We start from the raw sequence: 23,674 nt of genomic DNA on the forward strand, positions 1-23,674 counted from the left end.
GCGCCATAGCCAGAATTGTGTAGATACCGATGCCCGATGGCGCTGAATCAGTCACCTGATGAATCGACTGACACACCGCTATCGGGGGCAAGCCCTCTCCCACATTTGGATCGCGGGGTAATGGTTAGATTGTGGTCAGCTGTCAGGCAGCCGGCGGGAGCAAGCTTCCTCGCCACCGGTCCAGCGCCATATCCAGAGTGGTGTAGATACCTAGGGCCATCGAGCTCCCACAGGTAAGCTGCGGTTTATTCCCTATTGGGTTTCCAGTTCAAGCCGCAAGCTATGGTCAGACAGGTGCTGGCTATCCTTCACCACTGCGCGGGTACGCCGCCCCTCCAGCGCAAACACCACGGTCTGCGCCGCGTGCAGATCTTCCGGCAAAGGCTGGAACACCTTCAGCACAGTCCCGCCAGCTCGCCGTTGCACGCTCACTTGGCACTCGACATGCTTGGCCATAGGCCCAAAAAGCGTTTCCTGGGTGTAATCAATGCGCGCCTTGCCATTGACCGGTATGGATAAATTCATGTTTGTCACTCCCTGATCAAGCCTGGGCGCGCGCGTCCGAGCGGCGCCATTGTACGTGGGTAATACCGAACTTTTCGGCTTGCTGCTGGCTGGTCTTCTTCACTTGCTCGCGGGCGAACCGACCGATACGACCCACCCCTGCGTCACAGCTTGCCCAGTGCCAGGCTTCTGCTGCATCAAGCTTTTCCAGGCGAATGATGAAGGACTTGGGTTCACCGTGCAGGCAGTAGTCGATCACAAATAGTTTTGCGTTATTCATTGGTCCATTAACCCTCCATGTATAAACAAGTGATCGTCCCGTGCCGCAAAAATTCACTCGGATTCTCCAGCGGTGGTCATTACCATGGCGACTCTTCCTTGATTGATGTACATCCCCATGGCCCTGGCCGCGCCCCCCGACCTCAGTGACCACGCCGTTCCCGTACAGCCCTTGGCGCGTACCTACCCGCGTGGGCTGTACGTGGAGCCGCATAGCCACGAATGGGGCCAGTTGCTCTACGCCATGAGCGGCGTGATGTGGGTCGAGACGCCCCGTGAAGCCCTGGTGGTGCCGCCTCAGCGTGCGGTGTGGCTGCCGCCGGGGGTGGAACATGGGATCCGCGTGGTGTCGGATTTGCAGATGCGCAATATCTACCTGCGACCAGCATTGGCAGCGACGCTGGACAGCCAGGTGCAGGTGATTGAGGTGGGAGGGCTGCTCCGCGAGTTGATCGTCACGCTGGTGGACGAGGGCGACAACGGTGAGGCGGCGTACTACGACGCGGTGGTCAGCCTGGCCTTGCTGGAGCTGCAACGGGCGCGCCGCTCGCCGATCCGCATCGCCATGCCGGTTGAGGCTGACCGTCGACTGATTAATGTCTGCCAGGCGGTCATGGCCGCGCCCTCCCTGGAGATCCCTTTTGAGCAACATGCCGAAACCGCTGGTGCCAGCGTGCGCACCCTGGCGCGGTTGTTCCAGCACAACCTGGGCATGGGCTTCGCCGAGTGGCGTCGCCAGGTGCAACTGGCCACGGCGGTGGCGGAATTGATCCAGGGGCAGTCGGTCAGCGGGATTGCCCGCTCGCTCGGCTATTCACCCAGCAGCTTCAGCGACATGTTCCGCCGCGAACTCGGCGTGGCGCCCTCGCACTACGCCGGTTGAACGGATGGCCGAAATCCTGAAGCACTTGGCCGATGCTTCAGGAATCGCCTCTCTACACTGAGCGCCTCTCACCACACGGCGCTGCTCACCATGAACTATCTGATTTCCCTCGCCATCGGCCTGTTTGTCGGCGTGATCTATGGTGCCCTGGATTTCCGCTCGCCCGCGCCCCCGGCCATCGCCTTGATAGGCCTGATGGGCATGCTGCTGGGCGAAAAGCTCTGGCCCATGGGCCGGCAGCTGGTGGGCACCTGGTTGTCTTGACCTCCTTTTTTTCTTCGATGGATATTGGCCATGAAAGCACTGCAATTTACTGCCACCGGCGATCTCGCCGCCCTCGGCTTTGTCGACGTCGCCACCCCGGTGCCGGCCGCGGGTGAAGTGCTGGTACAGATCAAGGCCGCGGGCCTCAACCCCAGCGACGTCAAGAACGTGCTCGGCCGCTTCCCCTACACCACCTTGCCACGCATTCCCGGCCGCGACTTTGCCGGTGTCGTCGTGGAGGGGCCACAGGAACTGGTGGGTCAGGAAGTCTGGGGCACCGGCCGCGACCTGGGGTTCTTTGCCGACGGTTCCCACGCCCAGTACCTCACCGTGTCGGCCAAGGGTGTGGCGCATAAACCCACCCACCTGAGTTTTGCCCAGGCCGCGAGCCTCGGCGTACCGTACACCACCGCCTGGGACGCCCTTGAGCGCAGCGGCGTGACCCAGGGCACGCGCTTGTTGGTGATTGGCGCCAATGGCGCGGTGGGCAGCGCGACCCTGGCCTTGGCGAAAATCCGCGGCGCGCAAGTGCTGGCCGCCGTGCGTCGACCGGAGCAGGTTGAAGTCTTGCAAGCGCAGGGCTTCGAGGCGATTGCCCTGGGCATGCCGGAAGAACTGGGTGCGCAGGTGAATGCCGTGTTCAAGGGCGGCGCCGATGTGATCTTCGACACCACCGGTTTCTGGCTGCCGGCGGCCGTGGCGGGCCTGGCGCCGTTCGGTCGTATCGCGATTATCGCGGCACCGGTGGACGGTCATGTGCAACTGCCGGCCCTGGCCCTGTATCGCAAGGGCGGCTCGGTGGTGGGGATCAATTCGCTGCTCTACAACGGCGAGCAATGCGCGGTGATGCTGGAACAGTTCGGGCGCTTCTTTGATGAAGGCTTGCTGCCGTTGCCGACGGGCTTGCGTGAAGTCGCGTTGGCAAATGGCGTGGAGTGTTACGAAGAAGTGAACCAGGGCAGCCCCGACAAAATCATCTTCCTGCCCTGACACGGTGAAAATGTGGGAGGGGCTTACTCCTCCCACCTGTCGATCTCCATCAAGCTTCGGGAACACCTTTCTCCCAGGCCGACCAGTTCTTCAGGATCGCCTGTACCAACGGGTTGCCCGTGCGGTACAGGTTCTCGAGCGCCGGCACGAAGCCGCCTTGATCGGCGTATTTCAGCAGGTTGTCCACTTCGCTGTAGCCAGGGTAAGGGCGGTCGAAGTCCGAGCCGGCACGTACCACCGCCAGGCGCTGGATATCCACCAAGCCTTCGCGGCTGGCGCGCAGCAACGCTTCATAGGTGGAGTTGTCTTCCTGCTGGGTGGTGCAGTATTCACCGTTGTTGTCGGTCAGCAGCTTGGTCCAGACTTCGGCACGTTCGCTGAGGCGTGTGCCGGAGAACCAGGTATTGCCGGCCAGGGTGTCGCAGCGGGTGACCTGCGGCGGTTGGTTGGCAGGGGCGGCGGGGTAGTGTTTGCGCCAGGCGCTGGATTCCTTGCTTTCCGTCAGCTCGACGTTGTGCGACAAGGCGAAGGCCTTGGCCTGCAATTTGGGATTCAGCTCAAACACTTCGGTCTTGTAGTCCAACGGTGGTTTTTCGTTGGGGCCCTTGGTGTTGATGCCGATATAGCCGGTCGGCCAATCCTTGGGCGCGTCCCGTGAGTCCAGCTCCCACTGGGTGCCGAACTCCACCAGGTAATGCGCCCAGGCGGCGGTGCCGAGGGTGCCGTGCTTGGGGCTGATACCGGCGATCCCGGCGATCAGGAAGTAGCTCTGGCGCAGGTCGAACTTGGGTGACAGCGCCAATGCCAACGTGGACGCGGCGGCATTGGTCTGGCCCATGCCCGTCACCAGCAGGCACACGTCCTGGGTGTTGCAGCGGATCACCGGGTATTCGGCGGACAGCCCTGGTACACGCACTTCCTGCTTGAGTTCCAGGCGATCGATCCAGGTTTGCGCCTCGGGGGCGAACATGGTGATCAGCATCACCTTGGGTTTGATCGGCGCAGGTGTATTCGCCAGTACCACGTGGGGCAGCAGCGCCAGGCCGACAGCCATCGAGAAGCCGGTAACAGAGCGACGGGTAAATGCTTTCATCTATAGCTCCTTGATCAGAATTGGTAGCCCACGCCGGCGTAATAACCCCAGCCGTCGGAGCGGGCGCGGAAGTTGCCTTCGCCGAAATTCAACTCGCTGCCGTCTTCCCAGTTGCCGCCGTTATGGAAGTAACGGCCGACCAGGGTGAACCGCAGGTGGGTAAACGAATACAACAGCACGTTGGTGGCCACCACGGAATTGGCGGTGCGCGCCGGGTTGTCCTTGTGCAGGTCCGAGCCGAAATCGTAGTTGGTGAAGCCGATATAGGTCAGTGAGGCGCCGTTGTCGAATTTGCCGATGGGCACGATGTACTTCATTTGCGCGCGGTAACCGTCCCAGGAATATTCATTGCTGGCACCATAGTTTTCCCACTGGTAACGCCCGTAGAAGTTGGCCGACAGGTTGACCCGCGAGTGGGTGTCAATGTCGGTGCCGAGGCCGCTGTACAGGGTGTTGGCGCGGTTTTCCTTATTGCTGCCGTGGTCGTAGATCCAGTCGAACGCGACATACCATTCCTTGAACGGCCCGATGGCGAGGCTGCGGCCTGCGAGGTAGTCGATTGAGATACGTGGCTCATGCTCCATGAACACGGGCGAGCCATGGTCCCACACGCCTTTGTCATTGCTGTTGCCGATGGTGAGGATCTTCGGCACGTCGATATAGCCGTACAGCTCGAAGGGCCCTTTGCGGCCGAAGTATTCGTACTCCAGGTAGATATCATCCTGCGGCTTGGGGCCGAAGCTGATGTCTTTACTGCCGATCAACGTCAGGTCCTGGTTGAACCAGTCCGACAGGTACACGCCTTTTTTTGCCGGGTTTGCCTCAGGGCTGAGCGTTTCGCCCTGTGCTGAGTCATCGACAGGTTTTTCCTGCGCCAAAATGGGAGCGCTGAGTACTCCCGTAACGGCAGCCAGTAGCAAGGAAACACCAAAGGGGGTAGGACGCCTTGAGGTGAAGTGCATTGAAAATCCCTATTCGTACGCGGTTTAGACCCGATGCTTCGGGAAGAGGTGAACTGGGTGGCCAAGTTCATACCGCAAACGTTTGCACAGGTTGTACCAACTTTGCTCAATCGGTTGATCAGCCTGAAAAAAACTGGGATTAGTCGACCTTTTGGTCAGAATTGACTGGGTGTCATTTTTTCAATGCGCTGGAACAGGTGCATGGCTGTTTCCCGCCGATAGTCACTCGGTGTCTGGTTCATTTCGATCCGGAAGTGCCGATTGAAATTGGACAGGTTGGCGTAGCCCACCTCAAAACAGATATCGGCCACCGACATATCACTTTGCAGCAACAGCCGGCAGGCGCGTTGCACGCGGAACTTGCGCATCAAGTCGATAAAACCGTGGCCAGTGTTGCGTTTGAAGAAACGCGAGAAGCCCGGTTCGCTCATGTCCAGTTGTTGTGCGATCACCGACAGGCGCACATCGCCCGTCAGCTCACGCATCAAATAGTCGAACGCCTTGTTGATGCGTTCGGCGCTGCGTGCGTCCAGGGTCGGCGCATAGCAGGGGCTGGCCAGGGCCTTGACCTGTTGCGTCGGCGCATTTTTCAGGCTGTCGAGCAGTTGCAGGAACAGGATCAACCGTTGCAGGCCCTGGGCGTTGCCGATGGCTTCCATCAAGTGCGCTGCCTTTACAGCGGCCTCGCCAATAAATTCCAGGCCACGACGGGCCTGTTCGAACAACGCCGAGAGGTCCCCGAGCTCCGGCAGGGTCTTGCGCAGGGCGAGGAGAGCGGCGCCGTCGAATTGCAGCACCACGTCGCGGCCGCTCAGGTATTCGCCGGGCGCCAGCTCACCGATCCAGTCGTGGGGCAGATCGGGGCCGATCAGTGCCACATGCCCGGCACTGAACGCACCAATGTAGTCGCCGGCCACCAGCTTGCCGTTGCCCTGGCGGATCAGGTGGATTTCGAATTCAGGGTGGTGGTTCCAGCGCGCCAGCTCATAGGGATAGTCGTGTTCGAACCAGCGAAAGCAATGATCCGGTTCGGGCAGGATCACTTCGAGTTCGGCGGGACGGTGTTCAAACAGTTGGGCGCGGCTGATGGGCATGGTAATGCCTCTTGTATGGGTGGAATCGCCTCAAAATACGCGGGTTGGCGATACCCGCGCTACCCCCGGTTTCGCTTGGCACTGATACTTTTTTAACTGACAGGCGACGGTTAAAAAAGTATCAGTCGAGCATCCGCCCTGCGTTTGTGAGGGCCTGGCCAAGCTGCTGTAATCGGCCCTCAACAACAAAAACAACAGGTGGAAACCGCTATGTTCAAGCTCCCGCAAGCGTTGTTCCTGCTTTCCGGCCTGGCATTGGCCATGCCCGGCCAGGCTGCCGACACCGTCACCATCGCCACGGTCAACAACAGCGACATGATCCGCATGCAGCGCCTGTCCAAGGTGTTCGAAGCGCAGCACCCGGACATCAAGCTCAACTGGGTGGTGCTGGAAGAAAACGTGCTGCGCCAGCGCCTCACCACCGATATCGCCACCCAGGGCGGGCAGTTCGACGTGCTGACCATCGGCACTTACGAAACCCCGCTCTGGGGCGCCAAGCACTGGTTGGAACCGCTGACCCAGCTGCCCGCCGATTACGACGCCGACGATATCTTCCCCTCGGTACGCCAAGGCCTGTCGGTCAATAACACCCTGTACGCCTTGCCGTTCTATGGCGAAAGCACCGTCACCTATTACCGCACCGACCTGTTCAAGCAGGCAGGCTTGACTATGCCGTCGCATCCTACCTGGACCCAGCTCGGCGAGTTCGCCTCCAAGCTCACCGCCAAGGATAAGGACCAATACGGTATGTGCCTGCGCGGCAAGGCCGGTTGGGGCGAGAACATCGCCTTGCTGAGCACCATGGCCAACGCCTTTGGCGCGCGCTGGTTTGACGAGCAGTGGACGCCCGAGCTGACCAGTCCCGAGTGGACCGCCGCGGCCAATTTCTACGTCAACACCCTCAAGCAATACGGCCCGCCGGGCGTGTCCAGCAACGGCTTCAACGAAACCCTGGCGCTGTTCAACAGCGGCAAGTGCGCGATCTGGGTCGATGCCAGCGTGGCCGGCTCCTTCACCACCGATAAAAGCCAGAGCAAGGTCGCCGACAGCGTCGGTTTTGCCGCCGCGCCGACCGAAGTCACTGATAAAGGCTCGTCATGGCTCTACGCCTGGTCCCTGGCGATCCCGGCCACGTCCAAGCACAAGGACGCCGCCAAGGCCTTTATCAGTTGGGCGACTTCCAAGGATTACATCCAACTGGTCGCCGACAAGGAAGGCATCACCAACGTACCGCCTGGCACCCGCCAGTCCACCTACAACGAGGCGTACCTGAAGGCCGCCCCGTTTGCCCAGGTGACCCTGGAAATGATGAAACACGCCGACCCCGCGCACCCATCGGCCAAGCCGGTGCCGTACGTGGGCATTCAATACGTGACGATTCCTGAGTTCCAGGCCATCGGCACGTCGGTCGGCAAGCTGTTCTCGGCGGCGCTGACCGGCGGCATGTCGGTTGACCAGGCCCTGCTGCAAGCGCAGTCCACCACCGAGCGCGAGATGAAACGCGCCGGTTATCCGAAGTGATTTTTGACGGGACATACCCATGAAACGACTGGAAGGTAAGAGCGCGCTGATCACCGGATCGGCGCGCGGTATCGGCCGCGCCTTCGCCCAGGCCTATATCGCCGAAGGCGCCACGGTGGCCATCGCCGATATCAACCTGCAACGGGCCCAGGCCACAGCGGCTGAGCTGGGCCCACAAGCCTATGCGGTAGCCATGGACGTCACCGACCAAGCGTCCATCGACGGCGCGATTGCCGCCGTGGTGGCCCAGGCCGGCAAGCTGGATATTTTGATCAACAACGCGGCGCTGTTCGACCTGGCGCCCATCGTCGACATTACCCGTGACAGCTATGAACGGCTGTTCTCGATCAACGTTGCCGGCACGCTGTTCACCCTGCAGGCCGCCGCGCGGCAGATGATCAGCCAGGGCCACGGCGGCAAGATCATCAACATGGCCAGCCAGGCCGGGCGCCGGGGCGAGGCGCTGGTGGCGGTCTACTGTGCGACCAAGGCAGCGGTGATCAGCCTTACGCAATCGGCGGGGCTGAACCTGATCAAGCAGGGCATCAACGTCAACGCCATCGCACCGGGCGTGGTGGATGGGGAACATTGGGATGGGGTGGACGCGTTGTTTGCCAAGCATGAGGGTCTGGCGCCCGGCGAGAAGAAAAAGCGGGTAGGGGATGAGGTGCCCTTTGGACGGATGGGCACGGCGGAAGATTTGACCGGGATGGCGATCTTCCTGGCCTCGCAGGAGGCCGACTATGTGGTGGCCCAGACCTACAACGTCGATGGCGGCAACTGGATGAATTGACGCCGTCTACTCGGCGAAACTGCGATCAAAGAAGTAAATGTCCCCAGGCTTCAGGTTTTCCACCGTCGCCTGGGGCCTGCCGCCTTCACCCTGCTTCTTGCGCCCCGTCTCCCGCAGATACCCCGCCTCGGTCAGCTTCAACATGCGCTGGCGAATACTGGTCTTCAACACCGGCCGCGCCAGCACCAGGGAAAAAATCGTGGTCGCCTCCGGCGCGCTGAATTCATTGCCCAGGAACATCAGCGGCAAGCTGCTGTACAGCGACTTTGAAAACAGGCGTTCCTGTACCGATGCCACGATCATGTTGTGATCGAACGGCAGCTTGATGCTGCCGTCCGCCACGGCATTCAGTGAATACCAGGCTTGATGCTCGCCGAGCGTCACCTCATCCGCCACGATCGCCAGGTAGTACGTGGACGACGACCAGCAACGCGGGTCGCGAAACGCATCGCCCACCGTGCCGACTTGCTCGCTCCAGGCCAGTTCAAACCCCACCTTGTCACTCGCCCGCAAGCGCTCCACTGCATCCTGGAGGCGCAGATCTTGCACGCCGCCATTCACCACCACCCCCGGCAACGCCCAGTGCCCGGCGAACGGCTCGGCGTCGCGTTTGTTCAGCAGCAGCTTCAATTCGCCCGCGCGGCGGCAGTAGAACAGTACGCACAGGTCGACGGTGTGGAGGTAGGCGCTAAGCGGCATGTGAGCTCCTTGCGAATAACAATGGGGCACAGTCTAACGGATCAAACAAATATGTCATGTACTGACGCCAGGATAGATAACCAAATGTTTCTTGCAATGAAAGTACATGACGTGTACTTTTGTTTCCAGACCACAGGAGAAACGCCATGACCCTCGCGAAAACCGCCATTGCCTCATTCGACGTCGACGCCCAGAAGAGCTTCACGCCACTGTGCCCCAACGAGTTGCCTGTGGCCGGCGGTGACCAGATCGGTGCCGAACTCAACTACATGGCCAGCCTCGCCGGCCATCGCGTCGGCAGCAAGGACGCCCACACTCCGCACGCTCCCTGGGTGGTGTCGCAGCACAGCGAGATGCTGCAACCCACCGGCCTGGCTCATGCCGATGTGACCTGGGTGAGCCACTGCGTCCCTGGCACCGAAGGCTTCACCCTGCTGGACGCGTTGCCCACGCCCTATGACTACGATTACTTCATCTGGAAAGGCGTCGAACCCGACCTGCACCCCTACGGTGCCTGCTACCACGACCTGCACGACAAGCTGTCCACTGGCGTCATTGAGTACCTCAAGGCCCAGGGCGTCACCCGCGTGATCGTCGGCGGCCTGGCGCTGGACTACTGCGTCAAGACCACCGCGTTGCAACTGCTCAAGGCCGGCCTGGACGTGGTCCTGCACCTGCCGGCATGCAGGGGCATCACGGAAGAGGGCGGCATACGGGCCGTCAATGAATTGCTCAAGGCCGGTGCCGTCATCAGCAGCAACCGCGAAGAACTGGCCGCGATGGCCACGCGTTAAGGAGAGACACCATGGAAAGTGCATACGACTACGAGTCCCCGGTGATCCAGGGCTTGCTCGACACCGACTACTACACCTTCACTATGATGCAGGCCGTGTTGCACCAGCACCCGAATGTCGATGTCGAGTACAACTTCATCGTCCGTTCGAAGGAAAAACTCGGCCACCTGATCCCCGAGCTGCGCGCCGAACTTGAAAAAATGGCCGGCCTGCACATGCGCGAAGGCGAGCTGCGCTTTCTGTTCAACCCACGCTTTCGCGAATACCTCACCCCGGATTACGAGCGCTTCCTCGGTCTGTTCCGCTTCAACCTGCGCTATATCCACGTCAGTGAAGTCGACGGCCAGCTGAACATCCGCGTGGTCGGCCCGATGCTGCACTGCATCATGTTCGAACAGCCGGTACTGGCCCTGGTCAGCGAACTGCGCAACCGCGACAAATACCCTGACGTGACCCTCGAAGACGTCACCCGCAAGCTCTACCAGAAGTTCGACTGGCTGGAGAAAAACCTCAGCCGCGATGAGCTGGCCGACTTGCGCGTCTCCGACTTCTCCACGCGCCGGCGCCTGTCGTTCAAGGCCCAGCGTGAAGTGGTCGACATCATGCGTCGCGACTTCCCCGGCCAGTTCGTCGGCACCAGCAACGCGCACCTGGCCTACGAATTCGACCTGCCGCTGATCGGCACCATGGCCCACCAATGGCTGATGGTGCACCAGCAACTGGGCCGGCTGCGCGAAAGCCAGAATGCCGCGCTGGAAAACTGGGTACGTGAATACCGTGGTCGCCTCGGGATCGCCCTGACCGACTGCATCAGCACCGACTTTTTCCTCAAGGACTTCGACCTGTACTTCGCCAAACTGTACGACGGTCTGCGCCAGGATTCCGGTGATCCCATCGCCTGGGCCGACAAGGTGCTCGCCCGCTACAAGCAATTGGGCATCGACCCGATGACCAAGGACCTGATGTTCTCCGACGGCCTCAACTTCGAGAAATGCCTGCCGATCCTGCGCCACGTACGCGGCAAGGCCAAGTTCGGGTTCGGCATGGGCACCAGCCTGGCCTGCGATGTGGAAGGCGTCGAGCCGCTGAGCATCGTGATGAAACTGGTGCGGGTACACGGCGAGCCGGTGGTGAAATTCTCCGATGACCCGGTCAAGAACGTCTGCGAAGACGCCTCGTTTTTGCAGTACGCAGCACAAGTGTTCAACGTTGGCAGTGTGGAGGTGTGACATGCAAGACCGTATCGCACGAGAACTGAATATCAACCGCGCGCTGGTCCTAGGCGGCGAGCCCGAGGAAATCCAACGGCGCATCGACTTCATCAAGGTCACCTTGCGCCACTCAGGCTGCAAGGCCCTGGTATTGGGCATCAGCGGCGGCGTCGACTCCCTCACCGCTGGCCGCCTGTGCCAACTGGCGGTACAGCAACTGCGCAGCGAGGCGTACGCCGCACGCTTTATCGCCATGCGCCTGCCCTACAAGACCCAGGCTGATGAACGTGACGCCCAGTCCTCCCTGGACTTCATCACCCCGGACCACATCGACACCCTGAACATCGCCGCCAGCGTCGACGGCCTGATGGCCAGCCTGACCGCCACCGACGCCAGCGCCGAACACGTCGATTTCATCAAGGGAAACGTCAAGGCCCGCACCCGCATGATCGCGCAATACGCCGTGGCCAACCTGCACAACGGCCTAGTGGTTGGCACCGACCATGGCGCCGAAGCGCTGATGGGCTTTTTCACCAAGTTTGGCGACGGCGCCTGTGACCTGGCCCCGCTGTCGGGCCTGACCAAGACCCAAGTGCGCCTGTTGGCCAGCGCCCTCGGTGCCCCCGTCAACCTGGTGCAAAAACCGCCCACTGCCGATTTGGAAGAACTGGCGCCGGGCAAGCTCGACGAGCATGCCTATGCGTGCACGTACGAAGAGATCGACGCCTACCTGATGGGCGAACCGGTGAGTGAGCGGGTCAAGAACCTTGTGGAACGCGCCTACCTGAAGACCGCCCACAAACGCGCGCTCCCCATTGCTCCGCTGTAGCCGCCATCAGCGTTCGATGGACCGACTCCACCGCGCATTCCACTCCGGCCGCGCTTGGTTGACCTGGTCCCAATCAATCGAAATCGCGGTCTGCAGGTAACCCTGCATGGCTTCCACTCGCGCGCGGGTCTTGTCGGTGGTCGGTGTGGTCGGGTTCGACGGAATCTGGTCACCTTCCTCCAACGCCGGCGCCTGGGCCTCGGCGGTCAGCAGAAAGGCCGCGAGTTTCTGCGCCAGTTCCGGTTGGTCGTTGCGTGCGATCACGCATTCGGCCACGTTCAGCACCACCGCGCCTTCCTTGGGTTGTGCATACTCCATCGGCACGCCGAGCAGTTTCTGGGTGGCGACCTGGGTCGGGGTGAGGGGGAAGATCGCGGCTTCGTCGGTCTGCACCATCTCGGAGATTTTCGCCGAGCTGGCGATGTACTCCAGCACGTTGGGGCCGACGGTTTTCGGCCAGGCCTTGAAGCCGGGCTCGACGTTGGTTTCGTCGCCGCCCTGGATGCGGTTGAACATCAGGAAGCCGTGCAGGCCGAAGGTGGACGACGCCAGGGACTGGAACACCACTTTCTCCTTGAAGCGCGGGTCGGCCAGGTCCATCCATGAGGTGGGCGCGGCCCAGCCTTTTTCCTTGAACATCTTGGCGTTGTAGCCCAAGCCGGTGACGCCGAGGGTCACGGCCACGGCTTCCTCCTTGATTCTGGCCTTGGCCGGGATCTGTTCCAGGGGCGGGCTGGGCGCCAGCTTGTCGCACAGGCCCATGGAGATGGCGCGGTACATGATGCCGTCGTCGAGGAACATCACGTGCATCTGTGGGTTGTCTTTGTTGGCCTGGACCTTGGCGAGGATGTCCGACGAGGTGCCGGGCACGATCACCACCTTGACGTTATTGGCCTTTTCGAACGCGGGCAGCACCTTGTCGGCGTACACCCGTTCCATGGTGCCGCCGTTCATGCCCAGGTACAGCGTGGGCGCGGCGTGCGCGGTGGAAGCGAGCAGGGCGAGGGACAAGCAGGACAGCGCAATACGTGGGTTCATGGATGTTTTTCCTCTCAGGCTTGGAAACGACGGATGGAAAACGCTTCGATGGGTTGGCGGCTGGCTCCGTCGCAGACGATCTCTGCCAGGGCTTCACCCACCGCGGGACCGAGCTGGAACCCGGCGCCGGCAAAGCCGAAGCCATGGAGCAGGCCAGGTTGGGTGCTGCTGGGGCCGATCACCGGTTCGTGATCGGGTAGATAACCTTCGGTGCCGCTCCACGTGCGAATCGCCTGGGCACCCTTGAGGAACGGGTACAGCTCGCCGGCATTGCGCAGGATCTCCAGCACCGCTGCCTGCCCCGGCCGCGCGGTCAGCGGGCCCAGGGCAAAACCGCGACCGCCGCCGAGGATGCAGTTGCCCCGGGCGACCTGGCGCGCATAAATCCCGCCGCCTTCAACGCCGGTGCTCACATTCATCACCACCGGCAGCGGCTCGGTGACCAGCATCGCTGGATGCGCCGAGGTGATCGGCACCGCTTCGCCAAACTGCGCGGCGACGGTGCCGGCCCAGGCGCCAGCACAGTTCAGCAGCCAGGGCGCTTGCAGGTGCAGGCCGTTGGCGCACTGCACCTGAAAGTGCTGGCCGTCATGTTCTATACCAATCACCTCAGCCTGCTCGTACACCGATGCGCCAAGGCGCTGCGCGGCACGGGCGAAGGCCGGGGATACCAATCGTGGGTTGGCGTGGCCGTCTTGCGGGCACAACGAGGCGCCCACCGCAATATCGCCGACCCAGGGAAAGCGTGCGCGCAGTTCGGCGTAGTCGAGCAACTGCAAGCCCAGGTCAAAGCCACGGGTCTGCTCGGCATACGCCTGCAACGCGGCGAAATCAGCCTGACTGCGCGCCAGCTTCAAATGCCCGGAGCGCACGTATTCGCCGTCGATGCCGATCAGGCCCGGCAAGTCGGCCCACAGTTGATGGGCGCGCTGCGACAGCGGCAACTGATGCAATGGCCGGCCCTGGCGGCGCACACCGCCATAATTCACGCCGCTGGAATGCGAGCCACAGAAGTCCCGTTCCACCAAGGCCACGCGCTGGCCTTTCTGCGCGAGCATCAAGGCCGCCGACGCGCCGACAATCCCACCGCCCAGCACGATGACGTCGATCATGACTGCGCCTCCACGCCAAACGGCAGCGGCTTGATCGGCGCCTGGCCACGCAAGCGGCCGACGTTTTCGATGCCCCGGCCGCTGCGCTCGGCGATAATCTCCGCTGCCGCCGGCCCGCACATGCGGCCCTGGCAGCGGCCCATGCCGACGCGACAGTGGGCCTTGACCCGATTGATCTCCCAGTGGCCTTCATCCACCACCGCACGTATATCGCCGGCGCTGACTTCTTCGCAGCGGCACACCATCAACGCATCCGGTGCCTGTGCCGCCCACTGCTCAGGGAAAGGAAACGCGGTTTCCAGGCCCTGGCGAAAGCGCTGGATACCCGCCAGTTGTTGCTCCAACACGGCGGGGCGGCGCTGATCAATGGCAATGCCCGCGTCCTCCAGTACCGCCAGCGCAGCACGCTCGCCGGCCATCTGCGCGGCGTCCGCGCCCATGATCCCGGCGCCGTCTCCCGCCAGGTACACACCGCTGATACTGCTGCGCCCGGCGCTGTCGCGTTGTGGAAGCCAGGCGCGGTTCAACGTGTTCCAGGCGAATTCACAACCGAGCAGATCCGCCAGTTGCGTCTCGCTGCGCAGGGCATGGGCAAAGCCCACGGCGTCGCATGCCAGGCTGTGCTCACCCCAACGAATAGCGCTGACCCGCTGTTCGCCTTCGATCTGCGTGAGCGTGGCGCCCTGATGCACGGCAATCCCATGGGCCGTCAGCCAGGCGCGGTAATACAAGCCCTTGGCCAAGGTCGCCGGTTGCCCGAGCAGCGCCGGCAGCGCTCGGCACTGCGCGCTGAACGGTGCGCTATCGAGCACCGCCACGACCTTGGCCCCGGCTTTGGCGTACTGATAGGCGACCAGGTACAACAACGGCCCGCTGCCACAGAACGCCACGCGCTCACCGATGGCGCAGCCCTGGTATTTCAAGGCGATCTGCGCCGCGCCGAGGCTGTAGACACCGGGCAAGGTCCAGCCCGGCACCGGCAGGATGCGGTCGGTGGCGCCCGTGGCGACGATGATCTGCGCGTAGTCGAGGCTCTCGGCGCGGCCTTTGTTGAGCATATCCAGGCGGCCGTCCTCGGCGTTCCACACCAGGGTTTGCGGCCGGTAGTCGATCAGCGGCGCCAGCTCATCCAGGGTGCGGTGCACGGCTTGGGCCTTGCTCGCTTCAAATCCGTAGAGCTGCCTGGCGGTGCGTTGGAAGCCTTGGGGTTGGCGCCGATAAATCTGCCCGCCACCGCGCAGGCTCTCATCCACCAGGCAGGGTGTGATGCCGTGGTCGAGCAGGGTGCGCGCTGCGCTGATGCCTGCCGGGCCTGCGCCCACAATCACCACCGGCTTCATGGCTGGCGCCCCGGATCGCGGCTGACCGCCTGACCTTCTTCCAGCAGCGTCGAACAGGCGCGCACGCGGCGCCCATCTTCAAGGCGCACCCAGCAGTCCTGGCACGCGCCCATCAGGCAGAAACCGGCACGCGGTTCGGCGCTGAAGTCACTGCCGCGCAGGTGCTCGGCGCAGGTCAGCACGGCGGTGAGCACCGTGTCACCCAGCAAGCCGCTGGCGGGCTGGCCGTCCAGGGTGAAGGACAGGACCGGGCGTTCGGTCTCGGCTAAGCGTTTAAACAAGGCCATCAATGTTTCCCCACCAGCACGCGGTCCAGGCCGTAGACCCGATCCAGCAGAATCATGGTCGCCGCCGTCAGCGCAATCACCAGCGCCGACACCGCCGCCATCATCGGGTCGATGGACTCGGTGGCGTACACATACATGCGCACCGGCAGGGTTTGCGTGGCCGGCGAGCTGACGAAGATCGACAGCGTCACCTCGTCGAAACTGTTGATGAAGGCTAACAACCACCCCCCGGCGACACCGGGCAGGATCATCGGCAGGGTGATCTGGCGAAACAGCGTGAAACGGCCAGCCCCCAGGGATTCGGCGGCATGCTCGGCGCTGCGATCAATACCGATGGCTGCAGCCAGCACCAGGCGCAGCACATACGGCGTGATGATCACCACATGGGCCAGCATCAGCCAGGTAAAACTGCCGTTGACGCCCATCAGCGCAAACAAGCGCAGCATGGCCACGCCCAGCACCAGGTGCGGGATGATGATCGGCGACAGGAACAACGCACTGAAAAAGTTGCGCCCCGCAAACGAATACCGGCTGATCGCCAACGCCGCCGGTACGGCAATCAAGGTGGCCAATGTCGCAGCGGTGAACGCCAGGATCAGGCTGTTATAGAACGCCTGGATAAAATCCGCCCGCTCGAACACCGCGCGAAACCAGCGCAGCGAGAAGCCCGACGTGGGCAGGCTCAAGGTGTTTTCGGGCGTGAAGGCCACCAGGCACACCACCACCAGCGGCGCCATCATGAACAGCACCACCAAACCGTGGAAACCAAGGGCCAAAGGACCGTTTCTGGACATGCGCTTAAACCCCCAGGGACTTTTTGTAGCGGCCTTCGACCATGCGGTTCCAGCTCAGCATGATCAGCAGATTGACCAACAGCAGCACCACCGCGATGGTCGCGCCCATGGGCCAGTTGAGTTCCGAGAGGTACTGGTCGTACACCACGGTGGCGACCATTTTCAGGCGACGCCCGCCGAGCAGGCCGGGGATCGCGAAGGAGCTGGCGGCCAGGCCGAACACGATCAAGGTGCCGGACAGTACCCCGGGCATGACCTGCGGCAACACGATCTTGCGCATCACCGTGGCCTGGCTGGCGCCCAGGGACAACGCGGCTTGTTCAGCCGACGGGTCGAGTTTCTGCAGGGAGGTCCACACCGGGATGATCATGAACGGCAGCATCACGTGCACCAGGGCGATGATCACCGCGAACGGCGTGTACAGCAGCTTCACCGGGCGCCCACCGAGGAACTGGATCACTTGGTTTACCAGCCCGTCCGCGCCGAGCAACAGGCTCCAACCAAAGGCGCGCACCACCACCGAAATCAGCAAGGGCGTGAGGATCAGAATCAGGAAGATCGAGCGCCACGGCGTGCCCATGCGACTGAGGATGTAAGCCTCGGGCACACCGATCACCACGCACAGCAGGGTGACCAGCGCGCTGATCCAGAAGGTGCGCCAGAAAATCTCGTAGAAGTACGAATCGCTGAACAATGACAGGTAGTGCGCGAAGGTCCATTCATCGGCCTTCACGCCCACCTGGTAGTCAAACACGTTGAACGACAGCACCAGGGTCAGGCCCAACGGCAGGATCAGCAGCCCGACAAACAGCACCAGCGCCGGCAGCGAGAGCAGGTAGCCGCGACTCATGGGTGCACCTCATCCGCCGCCAACACGCGCAACAGGCTGGCGTGCCAGTCCAGGCCTACCGCTGTGCCGCAACGCAGCGGCGCGTTGCCGTCGTTGCTGCGCACCACGGTGACTTCGCCGAGGGCGGTGTCGATGTGGTACAGCCATTGGCTGCCGAAGAAGTAGCGATTGATGACCTGGCCTTGCAGGCGACCTGTGCCTGCGTCCACCAATTGGATCTTTTCCGGGCGCAGGCTCAGGGTCAGTTCGCCGTCGCCGCTCTCGTGGCGCACTTGCGGGGTGCCGAGTATGTCGTAGTCGCCCGGCAGCAGGTTGGCCTTGCCGACAAAGTCGGAGATGAAGCGCGTACGCGGATGTTCGTAGAGCGTGTAGGGCGCGTCGATCTGGGTCACGCGCCCGGCCTGCATCACCACCACGCGGTCACTGATCGACAGCGCTTCGGCCTGGTCGTGGGTGACCATCAACGTGGTGATACCGACGGCGCACTGGATGCGGCGGATCTCGAACTGCATCTCTTCGCGCAAATTAGCGTCGAGGTTGGACAACGGCTCATCGAGCAGCAACACCGGCGGCTCAATCACCAACGCGCGAGCCAGGGCCACGCGCTGGCGCTGGCCGCCGGACAACTCCCGTGGGTAGCGGTCGGCGTGCGGCGCCAGGCGCACCAGTTCCAGCACGGTCTTGACCTTGCTGGCGATCTCGGCGGCCGGCACTTTGCGCATCTTCAGGCCGAAGGCGACGTTGTCGCGCACGCTCATGTGCGGGAACAGCGCGTAGCTCTGGAACACCACGCCCAGGCCACGGCTGGCGGGCTTGGCGTGGGTGATGTCGCGGCCGTCGAGCAGGATCTGCCCGCCGCTCACATCGACGAAGCCGGCGATCATTTGCAGGGTGGTGGTCTTGCCGCAGCCCGAGGGGCCGAGCAGGGAAACGAACTCGCCTTTTTCCACCGCGAGGTCGGTGGCGACCACCGCGTCGACGGCGCCGTAGCGTTTGCTCAAGGCGTTGAGTTGGAGAAATGCCATGTCTGCGTTCCACCTTTTTTTGAGTCGCGTCGAGACGCGCTTTTTTGTTTTGGGCAGATGCGAAAAGGGTGTTGCGGGTGCGTTGGCGCTCGATCTCAAGTCGGCTGCCGGTTGTTGTTCATTTCGCCCCTGTGGACGCAGATTAGGACGAAGACTAGGATGGGCGGAAGATAGAATTTCACTGAACGGACTGTTATTTTTAGTTTTATTCACTCACCGGAATTTGCAAAGAGATGGGTTGTTATGCATTCCACTGATCGAAATGAAAAGGGCAAAGAAGTCGGGGTGGGCGGAGTGTCTCGTCTGTTCGCGCTGCTGCGCACCCTGGGTGAAGTGCCGGAGGGTGGCGAACGCGTTACGCAGCTCGCGCAACAGGTGGGCCTGTCCCAGCCCACCACCCACCGCCTGCTGCGCAGCCTGATGGACGAAGGCATGGTCGAGCAGGACGCACGCAGCAAGCGCTATCGCCTCAGCCTGGAGTTCTTCGCCCTGGCGGCCAATGCAGGCAAGACCGGCAACCTGCGCGACCTGGTGCGGCCGAGCATGCTGCGCCTGAGTGCTTCACTGGGCGACTCGCTGTTCCTGCTGGCGCGCAGTGGCTTCGATGCGATCTGCCTGGACCGCAGCGAAGGCCCGTACCCGATCCGCACCTTCACCGGTGATATCGGCGGGCGTGTGGCATTGGGCGTGGGGCAGGGCAGCCTGGCGATCCTGGCGTTTTTGCCGGAGGAAGAGCGCGAGACGGTGATCCGCTACAACCTGCCACGGCTCAAGGATTTCCACCTGTATGACGAAGTGCTGTTGCGCTCGGAAGTGGAGAACGTGCGCAACCTGGGGTATGCGGCGCGCAATACCGGGGTGCTGGAAGGCATGGCGGGGTTGGCGGTGCCGATACTGAATCGGGACGGGCATGCGGTGGCGGCGTTGAGCGTGGCGACCATCAGTGACCGCCTGGGGCCGAGCCGGTTGCCGATGGTGGTGGAGTTATTGAAGCGCGAAGCGGCGGCGATCGGGCCACGGATCAATCCGTTTGATCCGACGTTGCGCAGGCCCTCACACACCTTCGGCGGGTAACCGATTTCAGCCTCGATGAAGAGCAAAAAATGTGCGAGCGGGCACCCCGCACATTCAGAGGGCGGCCAGGGCGACGGAGGTGGCCGCTGTGCGGGTCTCCACGCCCAACTTCACATACACATGCTCCAGATGCTTGTTCACCGTCCTCGGGCTCAACCCCAGGATATCCCCGATATCCCGATTGGTTTTCCCGCACGCCACCCAGCGCAGCACCTCTACCTCACGCTCGGTCAATTGGAACCGGGCCGACAGCAGCCTATGCGCCGGCTCATCTTCAAGCGTCAACACACTCGGCTGCTGCGCCTCCCGCGCCGACAACAAAATACGCGACGTGCGTAAATGTGCCGCCACCCGAGCCAGTACCTCGTCGGTCTGGATCGGCTTGGTCACGTAGTCACTGCCACCCACTTCAAAGCCCTGCACCACGTGCCTGGTGTCGGTCAGCCCGGTCATGAACACCACCGGGATGTCCGCACTGGCGGGTTGCGCCTTGAGCCGGCGGCAGGTTTCGAAGCCGTCCAGGCCGGGCATCATTGCGTCCAGCAGGATCAGGTCCGGGCGCCGGCGTTGTACGCGGTTCAACGCGCTGAGGCCGTCGAGGGCCACCAGCACCATATAGCCCGCGTCGTCGAGGGCGTCGGAGAGCATCGCGAGGTTATCCGGCGTGTCGTCGACGATCAGCACAACGCCGGGTTCAGTGCTGCGGGTGAGTGCATTCATCTTCGGCCTCCTTGAGGGTTCGGTTGAGTTCATCCAGGCGGAAACCCTTGAGCAGCCCGCGTACCTTGCTGATGAAAGGCTCGGTGTCGGGGTGCTGCGCAAGGATCGTGTCGAGTTTTTCGTGCAGGCCGCGCACGTAACCGATGGCGCTGAGTTCGGCGAGTACCGCTAGGTCTTCGGCGCCGGGCAGCACACGGGGGGGCGGTGGCGGTATCGAGCGTCGGGTGCGCCGTAGCCAGTGCAGGTCCAGGTGTTGTTGCAGGCGCCCGAGCAGCTCCGGCGTGCGCACGGGCTTGGCCAGGTAGTCGTTGCAGGCGGCGGCAATGCTGCGTTCGCGGTCGTCGGTAAAGGCGTTGGCCGAGATCACGATGATCGGTGCGGTGCACAGCGCATTACGGCGTATCAGGCGGCTGGTTTCGTAGCCATCCAGGGTCGGCATCGACAGGTCCATCAGGATCAGGTCCGGCGCCAGCAGCGCCACCTGGCGGATCGCGTCCTGGCCATTACTGGCCTGGATCACCTCGAAGCCCAGCGGCGTGAGCATGCCGCTGAGCACCTTGCGATGGTCTACATGGTCATCCACCACCAGGATGCGCCGCCGCTCGCCTTGATAACCGATGATGTCGTGCTCCACGTGCACCACCGCTTGCGGCGCGCGCACCTGAGACAGGAACAGCCGCACCTGGAAGCAGGTGCCCTTGTCCAGCTCGCTGGTTACTCGCAGCTCGCCGCCCATCAACGCAGTGAGCATGCGCGTGATAGTCAGCCCCAGGCCCACGCCGTTGTCCTGGCGCATCAGGTCGCCGCGCTCGAACGGCTGGAATATCCGCTCCAACTGCCCAGGATCGATGCCGATGCCGGTGTCGATAATCTCGAAGTTGGCGGTCTCGCGCATATAACTGACCCGCAGGCGCACTTCGCCGCTGTCGGTGAAGTTCACGGCGTTGCCCAGCAGGTTGATCAGGATCTGGCGCACGCGTTTTTCATCGCCACGCACCACCGCCGGGATCTTGCCCACGCAGTCCAGGCGAAAACGCAGACCCTTGTCGTGGGCTTGCGGGGTGAACATCTGCTCCAGGTCGTGGAGCAGCTCGGGGAAGGGGATTTCGGTGAGTTCCAGGCGCAACTTGCCGGCCTCGATCTTGGCCACGTCGAGCAAACCGTCGATCAATGACACCAAGTGCGAACCACTGCGCAGGATGGTCGCCAGCGCATCCTGATGCTGCTCGGGCATGGCGCTGTCGCGCTGCAGAATCTGGGTGAAGCCAAGGATGCTGTTGAGCGGCGTGCGCAGTTCGTGGGACAGCCCGGTGACGTAGCGGCTCTTGGCGGCATTTGCGGCTTCCGAGGCTTCCTTGGCTTGCTGCAGGGCCTGGTCGGTGAGGCTGTGGGCGTCGATTTCCTGCATCAGCAGCAGGGTTTGGCGGTCGGATTCCTCCTGGGCTACGCCACGGCTTTCGCGGGTCAGCACCACCCACCAGGCGAGCACGGCGGCCAGCACCGAGAGCGTCAGGAACGCCTTGAAGAACGCCTGGTACAGGGTTTCGGAATGGGGCAAGCCCTGGGCCGCCTGTACGTAGATCAACGCCAATGCGCCGGCAAGCATCAGCACCAGGGCGAGCAACAATCCCAGGTAATGGGCCAAGCGTGTGTGCAGGCGCGGCATCATCGTGTTGGGCAGCAGCCAGCGCAGTACGCCTTCGAACTGGGTGACCAGGCGGGCGTGGGGCTTGCAACGATCACCGCAGCGCGCATCCAGCGAGCAACACAGTGAGCAGATCGGCGTGCTGTAGGCCGGGCAGAACGCCATGTCCGCGGTCTCGAACGGGTTGCTGCACAGCCCGCACACCGCGTGGGTCGCGGGGGCAACCGGGTGAATCAACTGCACGTCGCTGGTGCGGGCGATGTAGTACTTGCCCTGGGTCAGCCAGGCCAGCAGCGGCGCCATCACCAGCGCCGTGCCCAGGGCCACGAAGGGCGGTGCCGCCTGGGCCAGGGCACCGAACAGGCCGAAGTGGGCGAGGATCGACAGCAACGACGCAATCAGCATCGAGCCGACGCCCACCGGGTTGATATCGTAGAGGTGCGCGCGCTTGAACTCGATGTGCTTGGGCGACAGGCCCAATGGCTTATTGATCACCAGGTCCGCCACCAGCGTGCCGATCCAGGCGATCGCGATATTGGCGTAGAGCCCCAGCACCTGGTCGATCACGTCGAAAACGCCCAACTCCATCAGCATCAGCGCGATGGCCACATTGAACACCAGCCATACCACGCGGCCGGGGTGGCTGTGGGTCACGCGGGCGAAAAAGTTCGACCAGGCCAGGGAGCCCGCGTAGGCATTGGTCAGGTTGATCTTCATTTGCGAAATAATCACGAACAGCACCATGGCGCCGAGCGCCCATTCCGGCGAACTGAACACGTAGCGGAACGCAACCAGGTACATCTGGGTTGGCTCGGCGGCGCGTTCCATGGGGATTTCATGTTGCAGCGCGAGAAACGCCAGGAACGCCCCGGCGAACATCTTCAAGGCGCCGGGAATGATCCAGCCGGGGCCGGCGCAGAGCAGGGCGGCCCACCAGCGCTTGCGGTTGGCAGCCGTTTTTTCGGGCAGGAAACGCAGGTAGTCCACCTGTTCGCCGATCTGCGTGACCAGCGACAACGCCACCGTGCAGGCGGCGCAGAACGCCAACAGGTTGAAGCCGCCGCCGTCACCGCTGCGTCCGACAAAGCTGGTCCAGTCGCTGAAGGCGTCGGGGTTCTTCCACCCCACAAAACCATACGGCAGCACCAGCAACAACAGCCAGATCGGTTGCGTCCACAGTTGCAGGCGGCTGATCAGCGTCACGCCGTACGCCACCAGCGGGATCACCAGCAGCGAGCAGATCACATAGGCCAGGGCCAGCGGGATATGGAAATACAGCTCCAGTGCCAGCGCCATGATCGCCGCTTCCAGGGCGAAGAACAGGAAGGTGAAGCTGGCGTAGATCAGCGAGGTGATGGTGGAGCCGATATAGCCGAAGCCGGCGCCACGGGTGAGCAAGTCCATGTCCACGCCGTAGCGTGCGGCGTAATAGCTGATGGGCAGGCCGGTGAGGAAGATCACCATGCTGATGGCGAGGATCGCCCAGAAGGTGTTGGTAAAGCCGTAGTTCAAGGCCAGCACGCCGCCGATGGCCTCCAGCGCCAGGAACGACACCGCGCCGAGGGCGGTGTTGGCAATGCGCAGCTCCGACCACTTGCGAAAGGACTTGGGGGTGTAGCGCAGGGCGTAGTCTTCCATGGTCTCGTCGGCGACCCAGGTGTTGTAGTCGCGGCGGATCTTGACGATGCGCTGGGTGCCGGAAGGAGGGTGCACGGCGGGATGGCTCCGGGGAGTGGGCAAGGTGGATGAGCAAGTTCCGTGCCCCGATTCAAAATGTGGGAGCTGGCTTGCCTGCGATGGCGGTGGGTCAGGCATGGGGAAGTTGGTTGATACACCGCCATCGCAGGCAAGCCAGCTCCCACATTGATCGGTG

At 62.7% G+C, this 23,674-nt stretch carries 24 protein-coding genes; 9 read left to right on the plus strand and 15 right to left on the minus strand.

Annotation, left to right across the window (positions count from 1 at the left end):
• Positions 1 to 252: 252 nt before the first annotated feature.
• Positions 253 to 525 carry a hypothetical protein gene (locus BM403_RS28235; RefSeq protein ID WP_093546243.1) on the minus strand — a complete coding sequence of 91 codons (273 nt, stop codon included), beginning with the start codon at positions 523 to 525 and terminating at the stop codon, positions 253 to 255.
• Positions 526 to 541: 16 nt separating this feature from the next.
• Positions 542 to 784: a DUF6555 family protein gene (locus BM403_RS28240; RefSeq protein WP_064054525.1), complete on the minus strand. Its 243-nt coding sequence runs from the start codon at positions 782 to 784 to the stop codon at positions 542 to 544.
• A gap of 117 nt (positions 785 to 901) precedes the next feature.
• On the opposite strand from BM403_RS28240, the gene BM403_RS28245 reads away from it, so the two are divergent.
• The 3 genes from BM403_RS28245 to BM403_RS28255 all read left to right on the plus strand — a co-directional run bounded on the left by BM403_RS28245 (position 902) and on the right by BM403_RS28255 (position 2,920).
• Positions 902 to 1,666 carry an AraC family transcriptional regulator gene (locus BM403_RS28245; protein WP_046036228.1) on the plus strand — a complete coding sequence of 255 codons (765 nt, stop codon included), beginning with the start codon at positions 902 to 904 and terminating at the stop codon, positions 1,664 to 1,666.
• 90 nt (positions 1,667 to 1,756) lie between these two features.
• On the plus strand, positions 1,757 to 1,930 hold the full coding sequence (locus BM403_RS28250) for a DUF1427 family protein (protein WP_012723684.1): 174 nt from the start codon (positions 1,757 to 1,759) through the stop codon (positions 1,928 to 1,930).
• Positions 1,931 to 1,960: 30 nt separating this feature from the next.
• Entirely contained in the window at positions 1,961 to 2,920 is a 960-nt protein-coding gene (locus BM403_RS28255) for a quinone oxidoreductase family protein (protein ID WP_012723685.1), read from the plus strand.
• A gap of 49 nt (positions 2,921 to 2,969) precedes the next feature.
• On the opposite strand, the gene BM403_RS28260 is transcribed toward BM403_RS28255, so the two are convergent.
• The 3 genes from BM403_RS28260 to BM403_RS28270 form a co-directional block, all read right to left on the minus strand.
• Entirely contained in the window at positions 2,970 to 4,013 is a 1,044-nt protein-coding gene (locus BM403_RS28260; protein ID WP_046036231.1) for a purine-nucleoside phosphorylase, read from the minus strand.
• A 14-nt stretch (positions 4,014 to 4,027) separates the two neighbouring features.
• Entirely contained in the window at positions 4,028 to 4,975 is a 948-nt protein-coding gene (locus BM403_RS28265) for a nucleoside-specific channel-forming protein Tsx (protein ID WP_046036232.1), read from the minus strand.
• Between the two features lie 155 nt (positions 4,976 to 5,130).
• A complete protein-coding gene (locus tag BM403_RS28270) occupies positions 5,131 to 6,069 on the minus strand; it encodes an AraC family transcriptional regulator (RefSeq protein WP_012723688.1) in 939 nt (312 codons plus the stop codon).
• A gap of 210 nt (positions 6,070 to 6,279) precedes the next feature.
• On the opposite strand from BM403_RS28270, the gene BM403_RS28275 reads away from it, so the two are divergent.
• Positions 6,280 to 7,590: an ABC transporter substrate-binding protein gene (locus BM403_RS28275; RefSeq protein WP_012723689.1), complete on the plus strand. Its 1,311-nt coding sequence runs from the start codon at positions 6,280 to 6,282 to the stop codon at positions 7,588 to 7,590.
• A 19-nt stretch (positions 7,591 to 7,609) separates the two neighbouring features.
• Positions 7,610 to 8,383: an L-iditol 2-dehydrogenase gene (locus tag BM403_RS28280; RefSeq protein ID WP_093546246.1), complete on the plus strand. Its 774-nt coding sequence runs from the start codon at positions 7,610 to 7,612 to the stop codon at positions 8,381 to 8,383.
• Positions 8,384 to 8,389: 6 nt separating this feature from the next.
• On the opposite strand, the gene BM403_RS28285 is transcribed toward BM403_RS28280, so the two are convergent.
• Entirely contained in the window at positions 8,390 to 9,082 is a 693-nt protein-coding gene (locus BM403_RS28285; protein WP_012723691.1) for an NUDIX hydrolase, read from the minus strand.
• 146 nt (positions 9,083 to 9,228) lie between these two features.
• On the opposite strand from BM403_RS28285, the gene BM403_RS28290 reads away from it, so the two are divergent.
• From BM403_RS28290 to nadE, 3 genes are read left to right on the plus strand one after another with little or no spacing between them, the layout of a single operon-like run.
• Complete coding sequence (locus BM403_RS28290; protein WP_093546249.1) at positions 9,229 to 9,876, plus strand: nicotinamidase; 648 nt, start codon at positions 9,229 to 9,231, stop codon at positions 9,874 to 9,876.
• Between the two features lie 11 nt (positions 9,877 to 9,887).
• Positions 9,888 to 11,105, plus strand: a complete 1,218-nt coding sequence (gene pncB / locus BM403_RS28295; protein ID WP_046036237.1) for a nicotinate phosphoribosyltransferase — start codon at positions 9,888 to 9,890, stop codon at positions 11,103 to 11,105.
• A gap of 1 nt (position 11,106) precedes the next feature.
• Complete coding sequence (nadE, locus tag BM403_RS28300; protein WP_093546252.1) at positions 11,107 to 11,916, plus strand: ammonia-dependent NAD(+) synthetase; 810 nt, start codon at positions 11,107 to 11,109, stop codon at positions 11,914 to 11,916.
• A 6-nt stretch (positions 11,917 to 11,922) separates the two neighbouring features.
• On the opposite strand, the gene BM403_RS28305 is transcribed toward nadE, so the two are convergent.
• From BM403_RS28305 to BM403_RS28335, 7 genes are read right to left on the minus strand one after another with little or no spacing between them, the layout of a single operon-like run.
• Positions 11,923 to 12,954 (minus strand): ABC transporter substrate-binding protein, encoded by a 1,032-nt coding sequence (locus tag BM403_RS28305; RefSeq protein WP_012723728.1) that lies wholly within the window; start codon positions 12,952 to 12,954, stop codon positions 11,923 to 11,925.
• Positions 12,955 to 12,968: 14 nt separating this feature from the next.
• Positions 12,969 to 14,066 carry an NAD(P)/FAD-dependent oxidoreductase gene (locus BM403_RS28310; RefSeq protein WP_064054514.1) on the minus strand — a complete coding sequence of 366 codons (1,098 nt, stop codon included), beginning with the start codon at positions 14,064 to 14,066 and terminating at the stop codon, positions 12,969 to 12,971.
• The gene (locus BM403_RS28315; RefSeq protein WP_046036241.1) at positions 14,063 to 15,406 is read right to left on the minus strand and encodes an FAD/NAD(P)-dependent oxidoreductase; all 1,344 of its coding nucleotides are present in this window, start codon (positions 15,404 to 15,406) and stop codon (positions 14,063 to 14,065) included. The genes BM403_RS28310 and BM403_RS28315 overlap by 4 nt, the downstream gene beginning before the upstream one ends.
• On the minus strand, positions 15,403 to 15,693 hold the full coding sequence (locus tag BM403_RS28320) for a (2Fe-2S)-binding protein (protein ID WP_043205219.1): 291 nt from the start codon (positions 15,691 to 15,693) through the stop codon (positions 15,403 to 15,405). The genes BM403_RS28315 and BM403_RS28320 overlap by 4 nt, the downstream gene beginning before the upstream one ends.
• A complete protein-coding gene (locus BM403_RS28325) occupies positions 15,693 to 16,487 on the minus strand; it encodes an ABC transporter permease (RefSeq protein ID WP_046036242.1) in 795 nt (264 codons plus the stop codon). The genes BM403_RS28320 and BM403_RS28325 overlap by 1 nt, the downstream gene beginning before the upstream one ends.
• 4 nt (positions 16,488 to 16,491) lie before the next feature.
• Entirely contained in the window at positions 16,492 to 17,337 is an 846-nt protein-coding gene (locus BM403_RS28330; RefSeq protein ID WP_064054511.1) for an ABC transporter permease, read from the minus strand.
• Complete coding sequence (locus BM403_RS28335; RefSeq protein ID WP_012723734.1) at positions 17,334 to 18,362, minus strand: ABC transporter ATP-binding protein; 1,029 nt, start codon at positions 18,360 to 18,362, stop codon at positions 17,334 to 17,336. The genes BM403_RS28330 and BM403_RS28335 overlap by 4 nt, the downstream gene beginning before the upstream one ends.
• 243 nt (positions 18,363 to 18,605) lie before the next feature.
• Here BM403_RS28335 and BM403_RS28340 point away from each other — a divergent pair, with 243 nt between their 5' ends.
• Complete coding sequence (locus tag BM403_RS28340) at positions 18,606 to 19,436, plus strand: IclR family transcriptional regulator (RefSeq protein WP_012723735.1); 831 nt, start codon at positions 18,606 to 18,608, stop codon at positions 19,434 to 19,436.
• Positions 19,437 to 19,490: 54 nt separating this feature from the next.
• Here BM403_RS28340 and BM403_RS28345 read toward each other — a convergent pair whose 3' ends face one another.
• Together BM403_RS28345 and BM403_RS28350 are read right to left on the minus strand one after the other, a co-directional pair.
• Positions 19,491 to 20,156 (minus strand): response regulator, encoded by a 666-nt coding sequence (locus BM403_RS28345; RefSeq protein WP_012723736.1) that lies wholly within the window; start codon positions 20,154 to 20,156, stop codon positions 19,491 to 19,493.
• On the minus strand, positions 20,131 to 23,514 hold the full coding sequence (locus BM403_RS28350; protein ID WP_093546255.1) for an ATP-binding protein: 3,384 nt from the start codon (positions 23,512 to 23,514) through the stop codon (positions 20,131 to 20,133). Before BM403_RS28350 ends, BM403_RS28345 begins: the two co-directional genes overlap by 26 nt.
• Between the last annotated feature and the right edge of the window lie 160 nt (positions 23,515 to 23,674).

It is taken from the genome of Pseudomonas sp. OV546, assembly GCF_900116845.1.
In the GTDB taxonomy this organism is placed as follows: Bacteria; Pseudomonadota; Gammaproteobacteria; order Pseudomonadales; family Pseudomonadaceae; genus Aquipseudomonas; species Aquipseudomonas petroselini.

What these genes read in the sequence shown, in the direction of transcription:
- BM403_RS28235 (WP_093546243.1), bottom strand. Translation starts at nt 525, where the DNA reads ATGAATTTATCCATACCGGTCAATGGCAAGGCGCGCATTGATTACACC.
- BM403_RS28240 (WP_064054525.1), bottom strand. Translation starts at nt 784, where the DNA reads ATGAATAACGCAAAACTATTTGTGATCGACTACTGCCTGCACGGTGAA.
- BM403_RS28245 (WP_046036228.1), top strand. Translation starts at nt 902, where the DNA reads ATGGCCCTGGCCGCGCCCCCCGACCTCAGTGACCACGCCGTTCCCGTA.
- BM403_RS28250 (WP_012723684.1), top strand. Translation starts at nt 1,757, where the DNA reads ATGAACTATCTGATTTCCCTCGCCATCGGCCTGTTTGTCGGCGTGATC.
- BM403_RS28255 (WP_012723685.1), top strand. Translation starts at nt 1,961, where the DNA reads ATGAAAGCACTGCAATTTACTGCCACCGGCGATCTCGCCGCCCTCGGC.
- BM403_RS28260 (WP_046036231.1), bottom strand. Translation starts at nt 4,013, where the DNA reads ATGAAAGCATTTACCCGTCGCTCTGTTACCGGCTTCTCGATGGCTGTC.
- BM403_RS28265 (WP_046036232.1), bottom strand. Translation starts at nt 4,975, where the DNA reads ATGCACTTCACCTCAAGGCGTCCTACCCCCTTTGGTGTTTCCTTGCTA.
- BM403_RS28270 (WP_012723688.1), bottom strand. Translation starts at nt 6,069, where the DNA reads ATGCCCATCAGCCGCGCCCAACTGTTTGAACACCGTCCCGCCGAACTC.
- BM403_RS28275 (WP_012723689.1), top strand. Translation starts at nt 6,280, where the DNA reads ATGTTCAAGCTCCCGCAAGCGTTGTTCCTGCTTTCCGGCCTGGCATTG.
- BM403_RS28280 (WP_093546246.1), top strand. Translation starts at nt 7,610, where the DNA reads ATGAAACGACTGGAAGGTAAGAGCGCGCTGATCACCGGATCGGCGCGC.
- BM403_RS28285 (WP_012723691.1), bottom strand. Translation starts at nt 9,082, where the DNA reads ATGCCGCTTAGCGCCTACCTCCACACCGTCGACCTGTGCGTACTGTTC.
- BM403_RS28290 (WP_093546249.1), top strand. Translation starts at nt 9,229, where the DNA reads ATGACCCTCGCGAAAACCGCCATTGCCTCATTCGACGTCGACGCCCAG.
- pncB (WP_046036237.1), top strand. Translation starts at nt 9,888, where the DNA reads ATGGAAAGTGCATACGACTACGAGTCCCCGGTGATCCAGGGCTTGCTC.
- nadE (WP_093546252.1), top strand. Translation starts at nt 11,107, where the DNA reads ATGCAAGACCGTATCGCACGAGAACTGAATATCAACCGCGCGCTGGTC.
- BM403_RS28305 (WP_012723728.1), bottom strand. Translation starts at nt 12,954, where the DNA reads ATGAACCCACGTATTGCGCTGTCCTGCTTGTCCCTCGCCCTGCTCGCT.
- BM403_RS28310 (WP_064054514.1), bottom strand. Translation starts at nt 14,066, where the DNA reads ATGATCGACGTCATCGTGCTGGGCGGTGGGATTGTCGGCGCGTCGGCG.
- BM403_RS28315 (WP_046036241.1), bottom strand. Translation starts at nt 15,406, where the DNA reads ATGAAGCCGGTGGTGATTGTGGGCGCAGGCCCGGCAGGCATCAGCGCA.
- BM403_RS28320 (WP_043205219.1), bottom strand. Translation starts at nt 15,693, where the DNA reads ATGGCCTTGTTTAAACGCTTAGCCGAGACCGAACGCCCGGTCCTGTCC.
- BM403_RS28325 (WP_046036242.1), bottom strand. Translation starts at nt 16,487, where the DNA reads ATGTCCAGAAACGGTCCTTTGGCCCTTGGTTTCCACGGTTTGGTGGTG.
- BM403_RS28330 (WP_064054511.1), bottom strand. Translation starts at nt 17,337, where the DNA reads ATGAGTCGCGGCTACCTGCTCTCGCTGCCGGCGCTGGTGCTGTTTGTC.
- BM403_RS28335 (WP_012723734.1), bottom strand. Translation starts at nt 18,362, where the DNA reads ATGGCATTTCTCCAACTCAACGCCTTGAGCAAACGCTACGGCGCCGTC.
- BM403_RS28340 (WP_012723735.1), top strand. Translation starts at nt 18,606, where the DNA reads ATGCATTCCACTGATCGAAATGAAAAGGGCAAAGAAGTCGGGGTGGGC.
- BM403_RS28345 (WP_012723736.1), bottom strand. Translation starts at nt 20,156, where the DNA reads ATGAATGCACTCACCCGCAGCACTGAACCCGGCGTTGTGCTGATCGTC.